This window comes from Nevskia soli DSM 19509 (genome assembly GCF_000711955.1).
GTDB classification, from domain to species: domain Bacteria; phylum Pseudomonadota; class Gammaproteobacteria; order Nevskiales; family Nevskiaceae; genus Nevskia; species Nevskia soli.
Genome location: NZ_JONR01000022.1, coordinates 26707 through 39108, shown reverse-complemented (window position 1 = coordinate 39108; position 12402 = coordinate 26707). Strand labels below are relative to the sequence as shown.

The window sequence follows — 12402 nt, the reverse complement described above, 5'->3', positions numbered from 1 at the left end:
CGGCGAAGCGCCTGGAATGCCGCGATGACATCCGCACCCCCTGCGCGCCAGCGCTGGCTGCGTCTCGGCCATCTCGACCTCAGCGACCTGCTGGTCGAAACCTTCTCGGTCCTGCTGGGCGTGCTGCTGGCGCTGCTGATCAATGCCTGGGTGCAGGCGCGGCAGACCGGGCACAAGGTGGCGGAGGCCCAGGCCAGCATTCATGGCGAGTTGCTGGCCGACCGCAAGCGGCTCGTTACCATGAGCGATTACTACCACCAGATCAATCAGCAACTCGATGCGGCGATGAAGACGCCGCATCCGCCGGCGCATTGCGACGATCTGCCGGAGTGGAAAGGCCTGATCACGCCGCTGCTGGTGCGTGCGGCCTACGACACCGCCGCCAATAGCGGAGTCTTCGCCGAGATGAAGTTCGAGGACACCAGCCGCATCGCCGGGCTCTATGCCGAGCTGGCGCGCTACGAGACGTTCGCCTACAAGGTCGAGGACTGGATGATGGGGCAGAATCTTGCCGGCCATGGCCGGGGCTTCGATGCATCCATGTGCCATGCCTTCCTGGGCGATCTCGAGCGCTCCGCACAACGCGTGCAAGCCGATCTGGATGCCTATCTCGGCGCTTCGGCTCCATCACCCTAGGCCATGAACCCGCCCTTTCAGCTGCGCGAGATCGATCACCTGGTGCTGCGCGTGCGCGACCTGCCGCGCATGCTCGGGTTCTACTGCGCGGTGTTGGGCTGCACGCTGGAGCGTACCCAGGAGGAGATCGGCCTGACCCAGCTGCGTGCCGGGCGTTCGCTGATCGACCTGGTCGATGTGGACAGCAAGCTCGGGCGCATGGGCGGCGCGGCCCCGGGCGTGGAGGGGCGCAACCTCGATCACCTGTGCCTGCGCGTCGAGCCGTTCGACGCGGCAGCGATCCAGGCGCATCTGTCCGCCGCCGGCGCCGCTCCGGGCGAGGTGGAGTCGCGCTACGGCGCCGAAGGGCGGGGACCTTCGATCTACCTGCGGGATCCCGAAGGCAACACGGTGGAGCTGAAGGGGCCGCCCTGGCCCACCGCCGCCGGTACATAATTGCGCATGATCTATCTCGACTATGCGGCGACCACGCCGCTCGACCCCCGTGTGCTGCAAATCATGCTGCCGCTGCTGACGGCGGACGGCAGCTTCGCCAATCCCGCTTCGACCCATGGACCCGGCTACAAGGCGCGCGCCGCGGTGGAGAAGGCGCGCGCCCAGGTGGCGGCGCTGATCGGCGCCGAGCCGGGCGAAATCGTCTGGACCTCCGGCGCCACCGAATCCAACAATCTGGCGATCAAGGGCGCGCTCGAGTTCCGCGGCGTACGCAATGCCCATATCGTCACCTCGCGAACCGAGCACAAATGCGTGCTCGATACCTGCCGCCACCTGGAAACGCAGGGAGTGCGCGTCACCTACCTGAAGCCCGGAGCGGAGGGCGTGGTCAGCCCGGAACAGGTGCTGGAGGCGTTGACGCCGGAAACGGTGCTGGTGTCGCTGATGTGGGTCAACAACGAGATCGGCGTGGTGCAGGAAGTGACGCGGCTGGCGCCGCTGCTGCGCGAGCGCGGCGTGCTGTTCCATGTCGACGCGGTGCAGGCGGCGGGCAAGCTGGCCATCGACCTGCGCGCGGTGCCGATCGACCTGCTGTCGGTCTCCGCCCACAAGATCTACGGCCCCAAGGGCGTCGGCGCCCTGTACGTGCGCAAGAAGCCGCGCGCCCGGCTGGCGCCGCAGATGCATGGCGGCGGCCATGAATGGGGCATGCGCTCCGGCACCCTGGCCACCCACCAGATCGCCGGCATGGGCGCCGCTTTCGAGATCGCCGCGGCGCAGTTGGCGGCCGACGCCGAGCACCTGGCGGGGCTGCGCGACCTGCTGTGGCAGCGGCTGCAGGTGCTGCCGCGCATCCTGCGCAACGGCGATCCCGGCCGCGCCGCGCCGCATGTGCTGAACGTGAGCTTCGAAGGCGTCGAAGGCGAGGCGCTGCGCGCCTCGCTGCCGGGCCTGGCGGTGTCCAGCGGCTCGGCCTGCTCTTCCGCCACGCAGGAGCCGTCCTATGTGCTGCGCGCCCTGGGGCGCGACGACGAGCTGGCCAACGCCAGCCTGCGCTTCTCGCTGGGGCGGGGCACCACGGCCGAGCAGGTCGAACAGGCCGCCGCCGCGGTGATCGAACAGGTATTGTGGTTACGGGAGTTGTCGCCAATATGGGTGAGCGATCGCGTTTCTGGAGATGCCTGAATGGCATCTCCGGCGAGCGCGAACGCCCGGCCAAGGATGGCCGGGCCGGGGGTGGGAATAGCGGCTCAGTTTCGCCAGGGACGGCAAAGATGCTGCTCGGAGATGAAATGAACCAAATTGAGACCAACCCCTTCGGGTACGCCGAACCGATCTGGGAGCGATTCACCCATCCCCGGCATGTGGGCGAATTTCCGGCTGGAACGCCCGGGGTTGTCACCGGCGAGGCCGGCAGCAAGGCGGCGCGCTCGGTGCTGCGCCTGCAGTTGCGCTTCGAGGGCGGGCGGGTGGCGGATGTGCGTTTCCGCGCCTATGGCTGCCCGAGCAGCATCGCGGTGGGCGCCTGGATCGTGGAATGGAGCCTGGGCAAGACCCCGGCGGAACTGGCGGCCTTGCGCGCCGCCGAGTTGCGTCAGGCGCTTGAAATCGCCGACGATCGCGCCCATTGTGCTTTGTTAGGAGAGGACGCGCTCCGCGCGGCCCTCACTGGTTTTGCTGCAACATCCTGAATTATCGAGTGATTTCATGAGCATCGCGCTGACCGAATCCGCTGCAACGCGTGTCCAGGCCCAGTTGGCCCGGCGCGGCAAGGGCCTGGGTCTGCGCGTGGGCGTGAAGAAGTCCGGCTGCTCCGGTTACGCCTATACCCTGGATTATGCCGACGCCGCGGGTCCCGAAGACGAGGTGTTCGAGTCCAATGGCGCGGCGGTGGTGGTCAAGCGCGAGCATCTGCCGATGCTGCAGGGGCTGACCGTGGACTTCCAGAAAGAGGGCCTGAACGAGGCCTTCAAGTTCCGCAACCCCAACGTCAAGGGCGAATGCGGCTGCGGCGAGAGTTTCGCCGTCTGAAGTCCCGGCCGGACTACGCTCCGGCCCTGTTGTTGCTGCAGCGCAACGCATTGCCGGGGAGGGGCTTATCCCGGTAAAATCCCGTGCTTTTGGTCCATCTGGCGCCTTTCTCGGGCGCATCCCTCACAAGCACGGAATCCATCATGGCTGTTGAACGCACTCTTTCCATCATCAAGCCCGACGCGGTCGCCAAGAACGTCATCGGCGAGATCTACAGCCGCTTCGAGAAGGGCGGCCTGCGCGTCATCGCGGCGCGCATGAAGCACCTGACCCGCACCGAGGCCGAAGGCTTCTACGCGGTCCACCGCGAGCGCCCGTTCTTCAAGGCCCTGGTCGACTTCATGATTACCGGCCCGGTCATGGTCCAGGTGCTGGAAGGCGAAGACGCCGTCGCCAAGCACCGCGACCTGATGGGCGCGACCGACCCGAAGAAAGCCGCCCCCGGCACGATCCGTGCGGACTTCGCCGACTCCATCGACGAAAACGCCGTGCACGGTTCGGACAGCGCGGAGAACGCGGCGAAGGAGATTTCCTACTTCTTCCGCGTCACCGAGCTGTGCCCGCGCACCCGCTGAACCCCTCGAAGCCATGACCGAAGCCGCCGCCCAGCCCCCCGTGTTCCCGCATGATGCGGGCGCCCAGGCGGGTGGGGAGGCGGCACGTCCGGTCGATGTGGCGGCAAGCCCCCGGGTCAACCTGTTCGGGCTGGACCGGGAACGCCTGCGCGAGGAATTCGCGCGCATGGGCGAGGCGGCCTACCGCGCCGACCAGGTGATGCAGTGGATCTACCGCCGCGGCGTGGACGATTTCGACGCGATGAGCAACATCGCCAAGGATCTGCGCGGCCGGATGAAGCAGTATTTCGTGATCAAGCCGCCGCAGCTGGTGACCGAGCAGGTTTCGGTCGACGGCACGCGCAAGTGGGTGCTTCGGCTCGAGAGCGCCGAAGGCAAGGCCGAGACCTTCATCGAAACGGTCTACATCCCCGAGGCCAATCGCGGCACCCTGTGTATTTCCTCGCAGGCCGGCTGCGCCATGGATTGCAGCTTCTGCTCGACCGCGCAGGGCGGCTTCTCGCGCAATATGAGTACGGCCGAGATCGTGGCCCAGGTGTGGTTCGCGGCCAAGACCCTCGGCGGCGATTTCCAGAACGAGCGGGTCATCTCCAACGTGGTCTTCATGGGCATGGGTGAGCCGCTGGCCAACTATGCCAACGTGCTGGCCGCGGTGAAGATCCTGCTCGACGATTTCGGCTTCGGCCTGTCCAAGCGCCGCGTCACCGTGTCCACCTCCGGCCTGGTGCCGTTCATGGACCGGCTGCGCGACGACGTCGACACGGCGCTGGCGGTGTCCCTGCACGCGCCCAACGACAAGCTGCGCAACGAGCTGGTGCCGATCAACCGCAAGTACCCGCTGGCGGAGCTGATCGAGGCCTGCCGGCGCTACACCACCGGCAAGGATCGCAAGGCTCACATCGTTTACGAATACGTGATGCTCGACGGCGTCAACGACCATCCCGAGCATGCGCGCGAGCTGGCCCGCCTGCTCGCCGGCCTCTCGGCCAAGGTCAACCTGATTCCGTTCAACCCGTTCCCGAAGACGCGCTACAAGCGCTCTTCGCCGGAACGGATCCAGCAATTCGCCGACATCCTGCGCGCCAAGCGCATCGTCACCACCACGCGGCGCACGCGCGGCGACGACATCGATGCGGCCTGCGGCCAGCTTGTGGGCAAGGTGCAGTCGCGCCAGAAGCAGCGGCTGGGCGACATTCCCGTTAAAGTCGGCTGATGCAACTCCCCGGTCCGACCCTCAACCGTTTTCTCGCCCGGCTGGCGCTCGCCGGCCTGACCTTGGCGCTGGGCGCCTGCGTCACCGAGACCAGCGGCCCGCGGCAGCCGTCCAAGCCCGACTACCGGGCGGCGGCCCGCACCAACACCCAGCTGGGCCTGGCTTACGCCAGCCAGGGACGCCTGGATGTGGCCGAGGCGAAGCTGAAGAAGGCGATCGAGCAGGATGACGGCATCGCGCAGGCGCACGCCGGGCTCGGCTACGTCTACTGGCAGCGCGGGGAAACCGACGGTGCCCAGAGCGAATACCGGCGCGCGATCAGCCTCGACGGCGACGATCCGGAAATCCGCAACAACTACGGCGTGTTCCTCTGCGACCAGAAGAAATACGACGAAGGCGACCGCAATTTCATGCTGGCGGTGAAGAACCGCGATTACTCGACGCCGGCCAAGGCCTGGACCAATGCCGGTACCTGCGCGCGCCAGGCTGGTGACTTGGAGCGTTCGGAGAGCAATTTCCGACGTGCCCTGCAGCTCGACCCGGATTATTTCCCGGCCTTGTCGGAAATGGCCGTCTCCGAATACCAGCAGCAGAATTACCTGAGCGCCCGGGCCTTCCTCGAGCGTTACCAGAAAGCCGGCCCACAGACGCCGCAGGTGTTGCTGCTCGGCTTCAAAACCGAAACGGCGCTTGGCAACGATGACGCCGCGCATCAGTATTCGCTTAAATTGATCCGCAGTTTCCCCGAATCCGAAGAAGCAGCCCAGCTGCTCAAACTACGCTCCGCTCCATGACCACCGATACGACCGCCCCGACGGCGGCAGCCAATCCGAACGAAGCCGGCCAGGACTCTCCCCGCCAGGGGCCCGGCCGCCTGATCCGCCTGGCGCGCGAGCGCGCCCGCATCGGCATCTCGGAACTGGCCGGCCTGACCAAGCTGGCCCCGGCCACCCTGGAGGCGCTGGAACGCGACGATTTCACCATGTTGAGCGAGCCGGTCTACGTGCGGGGTTACTACCGCAAGTGCGCCAAGGCCCTGGCCCTGTCGGAGCAGGAACTGCTCTCCGCCTACGAGAAGGTGGTGGCCCCGCGGGCGCCGCAGGCGCCGACCAAGCTGCTGCTCGGCGGCAGCGAGACCGGCAGCAGCCTGAAGAAGAATCGTCGTCGCGGTGGCGGCGGCGGTGCGCCCTGGCTGATGTGGCTGATCGGCATCGTCCTGCTGGTGGCGGTGGCCGCCTGGTTCCTGCGCGAGGATCCGACTGGTCACCGGCCGGTGCTGGCCGACGTGCCGGGCGCGGCCAAGCCGGTGCCGGTGCTGCCCGAGCCGTCCGCCGCTGCCCCGGCCGCCGTGGACGGCGGCGCGGCCAAGCCCCTGTCGACCAACGAGCTGGCGACCACGCCGGCGGAAAGCGGCCAGACCGCCGCGGCGCAGGTTGCCGCGCCGTCCCCGCCGTCGGCCCCGGCTCCGACCGCCGGACAGGGACCGCAGCCGACCCTGGCCACCGAATTGTCCTCGCCGCCCGCGGCTGCCACCGCAGCGGCAACGCCCGCCGGCCCGGCTCCGGCCGGTGCCCTGATCCTGGGCTTCAAGGCCACCTCCTGGGTACGCGTGGAAGACAGCAGCGGCAAGGTGTTGTTGTCGGGCGTGGTGCAGTCCGGCGATCGCCAGGTGCTTGCCGGCAAGGCGCCGTACTCCCTGTTCCTCGGCAATGCGCCGGGGGTGAGCGTGGAGTACCAGGGCCAGGTCGTCGACCTGAAGCCGTATATCAAGAGCAACGACACGGCGCGCCTGAGCGTGCCTGCCGGCGGCGGTTGATCGTCCCGCCGCTCATTATTTTCCGACGCATATGACCCAGAAGCTGCAGGCCGTCCGCGGCATGAACGATGTGTTGCCTGCCGATGCCGCGGCCTGGCAGCACCTGTACGCGGTCGCCGCCGAAGTGTTCGGCGCCTATGGCTACGGCGAGCTGCGCCTGCCGGTGGTGGAACGCACCGAGCTGTTCAAGCGCGCCGTCGGTGAAGTCACCGACGTGGTCGAGAAGGAGATGTACAGCTTCCAGGACCGCGGCGGCGAGAACCTGAGCCTGCGTCCCGAGTTGACCGCGGGCGTGGTGCGCGCCGGCATCGAGCACGGTCTGCTCTACAACCAGCAGCAGCGGGTCTGGTGCACCGGCCCGGTGTTCCGCTACGAGCGCCCGCAGGCCGGGCGCTACCGACAGTTCCACCAGCTCGATGTCGAGGCCTTCGGCATCGCCACGCCCGACATCGACGTCGAGGTGATCGCCATCGCTGCCGCCTTGTGGCGGCGCCTGGGCGTGTCCGGCTTCACCCTGCAACTGAATTCCCTGGGCACTCCCGAGGCGCGCATGCAGTACCGCGCCGCGCTGGTGGAGTACCTCAGCCGTTACGAGTCCTCGCTGGACGAGGATTCCAAACGTCGTCTCGGCACCAATCCGCTACGCGTACTGGACAGCAAGGTGCCGGCCACGCGCGAGATCGTCGTCGGCGCGCCGCGGCTGCTGGATCATCTGGATGCCGTCTCCGCCGCGCATTTCGAGGCGGTACAGCGCGGCCTTGGCGATCTGGGCATCGACTACACCATCAACCAGCGCCTGGTGCGCGGCCTGGATTACTACACGCATACGGTGTTCGAGTGGACCACCAATCAGCTTGGCGCGCAGGACGCCGTCTGTGCCGGGGGCCGCTATGACGGCCTGGTCGAGCAGCTCGGCGGCCCCGCCACCCCGGGCATCGGCTTCGGCCTCGGCATCGAGCGCCTGATCGCCCTGATCGCCCTGCAGCAGGCGGCGGTTCCGGGCAACGCCTCCCATGTCTATTTCTGCCGTTTCGGCGCCCAGGCCGAGGCCGCCGCGTCGAAGCTGGCGGAGCAGCTGCGCAACCAGCAGCCCCGGCTGCGCCTGACCCTCAACGCCGGCGGCGGCGGCCTCAAGTCGCAGCTCAAGCGCGCCGACAACTCCGGCGCCCGCTATGCCCTGATCCTGGGCGACGACGAGGCAGCCCAATCCGTGGTTCAAGTAAAATCCCTGCGCGGCGAGGGCGATCCCTTCCTCTGCCCCTGGGCCGAGCTGCCGGCGCAACTGGTGCGGCTGCTGGGTCTTTAATAGGCTCCCAGCGTGCGGGTCCATGGTTAAGCTGTGGGCCTTGCGCGCTTTTTATTGTTAACCTTCAAGAAATATTCCGAGAAGACGCTGTGACCGATCATTACGACGAAGAAGCACAGGTTGAACAGCTGCGCCAATGGCTGCGCGACAACTGGTTCCCCCTGGCTTCGGGCCTGGCGCTGGGCCTGGCCGCCATTTTCGGCTGGCAGGGCTGGGGCCAGCACCAGGACGGCCGCGCCAGCGACGCTTCCCATGTGTTCGGGGATCTGGGCAAGGCCGCCGGCCAGAACAAGTACGACGACGCCAAGGCCATGGCCGACCGCCTGGTCAAGGATTTCAGCGATACCCCGTACGCCGCCGCCGGTGCCCTGAAGCTGGCGGAGCTGGGCGTGCTCGACGGCAAGCTGGACGAGGCCGCCGCCCGCCTGCAATGGGTGATCCAGTTCGAACAGAACCCCGGCTTCATGGCGCGTGTCGGCGCCCTGCTGCATCTGCGCAACAAGGCTTACGACGCCGGCCTGCTGCCGTTGGCCCGGCTGCGGCTGGCGCAAGTGCTGTGGCAGCAGAACAAGGCCGACGAGGCTTTGCAGCAGCTCGCCGGCGATGCCGGCACCTATGCGCCGCTGTATGCCGAACTGCGCGGCGACATCAAGCTGTCGCAGGGCGATCGCGCCGCGGCGCGCGGCGCCTACGAGCAGGCCTTGCAGGCTTCGGCCGCCGATGCGGTGAGCCGTGACGGCCTGCAGCGCAAGCTCGACGACCTGGGCGATGCCGCAGCGGTGAAATCCTGATGGCCGCCGCCGGTCGCGGCATGCGGCTTGCGCTGGCCGTGGCGCTGTCCGCCGTGGCCCTGATCGGCTGCTCCAGCAAGGGCAAGGCGCGGGAGCCGGCCAAGCTGGTTTCCATCAAGGACGCGCAGGTGCGCCCGGACGATGTCTGGACGCGCAGCATCGGCGGCGGCAGCGAGGGCTATTACTCCGGCTTCCGCCTGGCTCTGGGCGAGGACGCCTTGTTCGCGGCGTCCCTCGACGGCAAGGTCTACGCCCTCAATCCCAAGACCGGCGACATCATCTGGCGCGTCCGCACCAAGGCCCGCGTCATTTCCGGCCCCGGCATCAGCGACAACCTGGTGCTGGTGGGCACGCTCGACGGCGAAATCATCGCCTTGAAGCGCGCCGACGGTAAGGAAGTCTGGCGTTCGCGGGCTCCCAGTGAAGCGCTGGGGCCGCCCGTCGGGTCGGGCAATGTGGTCGTGGCCAAGTCTTCCGACGGCCGTGAATACGGCCTCGACGCCGTCACCGGCGAGCGCAAGTGGAGCTTCGACCGGTACGAGCCGAGCCTGACGCTGCGCGGCGTGTCCGCGCCGCTGATCATCGGCAACCGCGTCTACACCGGCCTCGACAACGGCAAGCTGGCGGTGCTCAACCTCATCGATGGCAGCCCGGTCTGGGAGCAGACCATTTCGGTCGCCACCGGCCGCTCGGTGCTGGACCAGCTGACCGATATCGATTCCGATCTGCTGGCCGGCACCGACGGTCTGTATGTCGTGAGCTATGGCGGCGACCTGGCGCTGATCGACTACAACACCGGCGACAGCCGCTGGCGCCGTGGCGTGAAGAGCTACACCGGCATGGTGCAGGGCGGCGACAAGCTGTTCGTCACCGACGACGACGGTACGGTGTGGGCGCTGGACGCCGCTTCCGGCGCCGCCGCCTGGAAGCAGCAGGACCTGAAATACCGCCGCCTGTCGCCGCCGGCCTACTTCAAGGGCTATGTGGTGGTGGGCGACTACAAGGGCTACCTGCACTGGCTGTCGCCGGCGGACGGCAAGATCGTCGGCCGCACCCGTCTGGGCAGTGGCCCCATCGTCACCCCGCCGGTGGCCGGTGCCGACCTGCTCTACATCATGGATATGGCGGGCAAGCTGCGCGCTTTCGACGTCAAGCCGCCGCGCTGAATTTCACTCCAAAGCCCCCTTTCCCGGTAGGGAAAGGGGGCTTTGTTTTTTGGCCCAAACGTACGTTTTGGCCCGTAACGACTACAATCCCCCCATGTCCACCCCAGTTTTCGCACTTGTCGGTCGCCCGAATGTCGGCAAATCGACCCTGTTCAACCGCTTCACGGGCACCCGTGACGCGCTGGTTGCCGATTTCCCGGGGCTGACCCGCGACCGTCAGTACGGCCGCGGCGAGTTCGAGGAAAAGCGTTTCATCGTGGTCGATACCGGCGGTCTCAGCCCGGAGTCGGCCGATGCCCTGTCGGCGCTGGCCGAGCAGCAGGCGCGCATGGCCATCGACGAGGCCGACGAGGTGCTGTTCATCGTCGACGCCCAGGCCGGGGTGATGCCCTCCGACCGCGATATCGCCGAATACCTGCGCAAGCTGGGCAAAAAAGTGCGCCTGCTGGCCAACAAGGCCGAGGGCATGGGCCGCGCCACCGTCGCCGACTTCTTCGGCCTGGGGCTGGGCGAGCCGCTGCCGATCTCGGCCGAGCATGGCGACGGCGTGCCGCCCCTGCTGCGCTCGTTGCTGGCGAATACCGAGCCGACCCCGCGGGAAGAGGAGGACAACGGCCGCATCCGCGTTGCCGTGGTGGGACGTCCCAATGCCGGCAAGTCGACCCTGGTCAACCGCCTGCTGGGCGAAGACCGGGTGCTGTCCTCGGACCAGCCGGGCACCACCCGCGACGCCATCAGCGTGTTCTTCGAGTGGGAAGGACGTGGCTTCGAGCTGATCGACACGGCCGGCATCCGCCGCCGTTCGCGCGTCAGCGAAGTGATCGAAAAATTCTCCATCGTCAAGGCGCTGCAGGCGATCGAGCGCGCCCATGTGGTCATTGCCATGGTCGATGCGCGCGAGGAGATCGGCATGCAGGATGCGCGGCTGATGGGCCTGATCGCCCATCACGGCCGGGCCCTGGTGCTGGCGGTGAACAAGTGGGACAGCCTGCCGGGTGACCAGCGGCGCAGCGTCAAGGACCAGGTCGATTTCCGCCTGCCGTTCCTCGATTTCGTCTCGTTGAACTTCATTTCCGCGCTGCACGGGTCGTCCCTGCGCGAATTGATGGAGGATGTGGTGGAGGCCTACGAGGCGACCACCCGCGATCTGCCCACGCCGGAGCTGAACCGGGTGCTGGAGCAGGCGGTGGAGCGGCATGCGCCGCACGCCGTGTTGGGCCGTCACATCAAGCTGCGCTATGCGCACCAGTCCGGTCGCAATCCGCCGTCGATCATGATTCACGGCAACCAGACCGACAAGCTCAAGGATTCCTACAAGAGCTACCTGACCAACGTGTTCCGTCAGGCGTTCAAGCTCAAGGGCGTACCGCTGCGGCTGGAATTCAAGACCGGCGACAATCCGTTCAAGGACAAGAAAAACGTGCTGACCGGGCGCCAGATCAAGAAGCGCCGGCGGCTGACCGAGCGCTACCGCTAGGCCGGAATCCCGGCCGGCGCGCGGCGCGCCCTGGATCGCCGCTGGGGAATCGTCAATGGAATGGCAGTTTCGAGCGGTGATGCCGGGAGTGGAATTGCAAGCGTTTCCGCTCTATTGCACCATTCGGGGATTCCCGAACGTATTCAGAAACATCGATGAGCCCTAACGGCGTACCGGCGATTCTGCTCGTCGACGACGATCCGGTGAATCGCAAGCTGGCGGGCCTGATGCTGCAGCGGCTCGGCTGCACCGCCGTGGACGTGGCGGAGGATGGGCGCGCGGCGGTCGACGCGGTGCTGTCGCACACATACGACCTGGTATTGATGGACGTCGAAATGCCGGTTCTGGACGGGATCGAAGCCGCCCGCGAGATCGGCCTGCGGCTGGGCCCGCGCCGGCCGCGCATCGTCGCCATGAGCGGCCGCCAGGACGATGCCGACCGCGAGCGCTGTCTCGAAGCGGGCATGGACGCCTACCTGGTCAAACCCCTCGCGCGGCAGCGCCTCGCCGAATTGCTGCGGACCCAGGCGGCGGACAGTGACGGAAAGGATGCGGTGGACGATTTCAATCCGGTCGCCTGGAATGAAATGCTGCGCGTGTTCAAACACGCCGGCGTGCAGGAGGTGGTGGCGGCCCTGGTTGCCGATGTGCCCGAACAGGCGCGCCGTTTTGCCGCCGCTGCCGCCGCGGATGATGTGGCGGCGCTGAAGCGCATCGCGCATGCCCTGCGCGGCGCCAGCCTGCAGCTCGGCGCCGATGCGCTGGCCGGGCTCTGCAATGAAATCGAGACCGGCACCGACAGCGGGCGCGTCATGACCATGGGGGCGAGCATGATCGAGCGGCATACGATGCTGGTGGCGCGCCTGAGCCGCGAAGCCGGTGGCGCCTGAGCGGCCCGGATCGGCTATGGCGCAGCCCTTGCATGCCGGGTGCTGCCCGAGGCCTGGGCGGTGCAG

General features: G+C 67.4%; 14 protein-coding genes. All 14 read left to right on the top strand.

Features of this window, described 5'->3' with window-relative positions; genetic code table 11:
• Positions 1-24 precede the first annotated feature (24 nt).
• The 14 genes from BP26_RS0112590 to BP26_RS0112525 all read left to right on the top strand — a co-directional run bounded on the left by BP26_RS0112590 (position 25) and on the right by BP26_RS0112525 (position 12336).
• Positions 25-636: a hypothetical protein gene (locus BP26_RS0112590; RefSeq protein ID WP_029920939.1), complete on the top strand. Its 612-nt coding sequence runs from the start codon at positions 25-27 to the stop codon at positions 634-636.
• Positions 637-639: 3 nt separating this feature from the next.
• On the top strand, positions 640-1071 hold the full coding sequence (locus BP26_RS0112585; protein WP_029920938.1) for a VOC family protein: 432 nt from the start codon (positions 640-642) through the stop codon (positions 1069-1071).
• A 6-nt stretch (positions 1072-1077) separates the two neighbouring features.
• Entirely contained in the window at positions 1078-2256 is a 1179-nt protein-coding gene (locus BP26_RS0112580) for an aminotransferase class V-fold PLP-dependent enzyme (RefSeq protein WP_245611788.1), read from the top strand.
• Between the two features lie 89 nt (positions 2257-2345).
• Positions 2346-2762, top strand: a complete 417-nt coding sequence (locus tag BP26_RS0112575) for an iron-sulfur cluster assembly scaffold protein (protein ID WP_169740698.1) — start codon at positions 2346-2348, stop codon at positions 2760-2762.
• Between the two features lie 16 nt (positions 2763-2778).
• A complete protein-coding gene (locus BP26_RS0112570; protein ID WP_029920935.1) occupies positions 2779-3102 on the top strand; it encodes a HesB/IscA family protein in 324 nt (107 codons plus the stop codon).
• A 143-nt stretch (positions 3103-3245) separates the two neighbouring features.
• Positions 3246-3677, top strand: coding sequence for a nucleoside-diphosphate kinase (gene ndk / locus BP26_RS0112565; protein WP_029920934.1), 432 nt, complete (start codon positions 3246-3248; stop codon positions 3675-3677).
• A 13-nt stretch (positions 3678-3690) separates the two neighbouring features.
• Positions 3691-4890, top strand: coding sequence for a dual-specificity RNA methyltransferase RlmN (gene rlmN / locus BP26_RS0112560; RefSeq protein ID WP_084183043.1), 1200 nt, complete (start codon positions 3691-3693; stop codon positions 4888-4890).
• Positions 4890-5684: a type IV pilus biogenesis/stability protein PilW gene (pilW, locus tag BP26_RS0112555; RefSeq protein ID WP_036516770.1), complete on the top strand. Its 795-nt coding sequence runs from the start codon at positions 4890-4892 to the stop codon at positions 5682-5684. Before rlmN ends, pilW begins: the two co-directional genes overlap by 1 nt.
• The gene (locus tag BP26_RS0112550; RefSeq protein ID WP_029920931.1) at positions 5681-6706 is read left to right on the top strand and encodes a RodZ domain-containing protein; all 1026 of its coding nucleotides are present in this window, start codon (positions 5681-5683) and stop codon (positions 6704-6706) included. Before pilW ends, BP26_RS0112550 begins: the two co-directional genes overlap by 4 nt.
• Positions 6707-6737: 31 nt before the next feature.
• Positions 6738-8012 (top strand): histidine--tRNA ligase, encoded by a 1275-nt coding sequence (hisS, locus tag BP26_RS0112545; RefSeq protein ID WP_029920930.1) that lies wholly within the window; start codon positions 6738-6740, stop codon positions 8010-8012.
• 89 nt (positions 8013-8101) lie between these two features.
• Positions 8102-8803, top strand: a complete 702-nt coding sequence (locus BP26_RS0112540) for a YfgM family protein (protein ID WP_029920929.1) — start codon at positions 8102-8104, stop codon at positions 8801-8803.
• A complete protein-coding gene (gene bamB, locus BP26_RS0112535; RefSeq protein ID WP_051748913.1) occupies positions 8803-9969 on the top strand; it encodes an outer membrane protein assembly factor BamB in 1167 nt (388 codons plus the stop codon). Before BP26_RS0112540 ends, bamB begins: the two co-directional genes overlap by 1 nt.
• 94 nt (positions 9970-10063) lie before the next feature.
• On the top strand, positions 10064-11446 hold the full coding sequence (gene der / locus BP26_RS0112530; RefSeq protein ID WP_029920927.1) for a ribosome biogenesis GTPase Der: 1383 nt from the start codon (positions 10064-10066) through the stop codon (positions 11444-11446).
• 155 nt (positions 11447-11601) lie between these two features.
• Positions 11602-12336, top strand: a complete 735-nt coding sequence (locus tag BP26_RS0112525) for a response regulator (RefSeq protein WP_029920926.1) — start codon at positions 11602-11604, stop codon at positions 12334-12336.
• Positions 12337-12402 lie beyond the last annotated feature (66 nt).

Excerpts from the sequence above, each read along its gene's own strand:
- BP26_RS0112590 (WP_029920939.1), top strand. The coding sequence starts at position 25 with ATGACATCCGCACCCCCTGCGCGCCAGCGCTGGCTGCGTCTCGGCCAT.
- BP26_RS0112585 (WP_029920938.1), top strand. The coding sequence starts at position 640 with ATGAACCCGCCCTTTCAGCTGCGCGAGATCGATCACCTGGTGCTGCGC.
- BP26_RS0112580 (WP_245611788.1), top strand. The coding sequence starts at position 1,078 with ATGATCTATCTCGACTATGCGGCGACCACGCCGCTCGACCCCCGTGTG.
- BP26_RS0112575 (WP_169740698.1), top strand. The coding sequence starts at position 2,346 with ATGCTGCTCGGAGATGAAATGAACCAAATTGAGACCAACCCCTTCGGG.
- BP26_RS0112570 (WP_029920935.1), top strand. The coding sequence starts at position 2,779 with ATGAGCATCGCGCTGACCGAATCCGCTGCAACGCGTGTCCAGGCCCAG.
- ndk (WP_029920934.1), top strand. The coding sequence starts at position 3,246 with ATGGCTGTTGAACGCACTCTTTCCATCATCAAGCCCGACGCGGTCGCC.
- rlmN (WP_084183043.1), top strand. The coding sequence starts at position 3,691 with ATGACCGAAGCCGCCGCCCAGCCCCCCGTGTTCCCGCATGATGCGGGC.
- pilW (WP_036516770.1), top strand. The coding sequence starts at position 4,890 with ATGCAACTCCCCGGTCCGACCCTCAACCGTTTTCTCGCCCGGCTGGCG.
- BP26_RS0112550 (WP_029920931.1), top strand. The coding sequence starts at position 5,681 with ATGACCACCGATACGACCGCCCCGACGGCGGCAGCCAATCCGAACGAA.
- hisS (WP_029920930.1), top strand. The coding sequence starts at position 6,738 with ATGACCCAGAAGCTGCAGGCCGTCCGCGGCATGAACGATGTGTTGCCT.
- bamB (WP_051748913.1), top strand. The coding sequence starts at position 8,803 with ATGGCCGCCGCCGGTCGCGGCATGCGGCTTGCGCTGGCCGTGGCGCTG.
- der (WP_029920927.1), top strand. The coding sequence starts at position 10,064 with ATGTCCACCCCAGTTTTCGCACTTGTCGGTCGCCCGAATGTCGGCAAA.
- BP26_RS0112525 (WP_029920926.1), top strand. The coding sequence starts at position 11,602 with ATGAGCCCTAACGGCGTACCGGCGATTCTGCTCGTCGACGACGATCCG.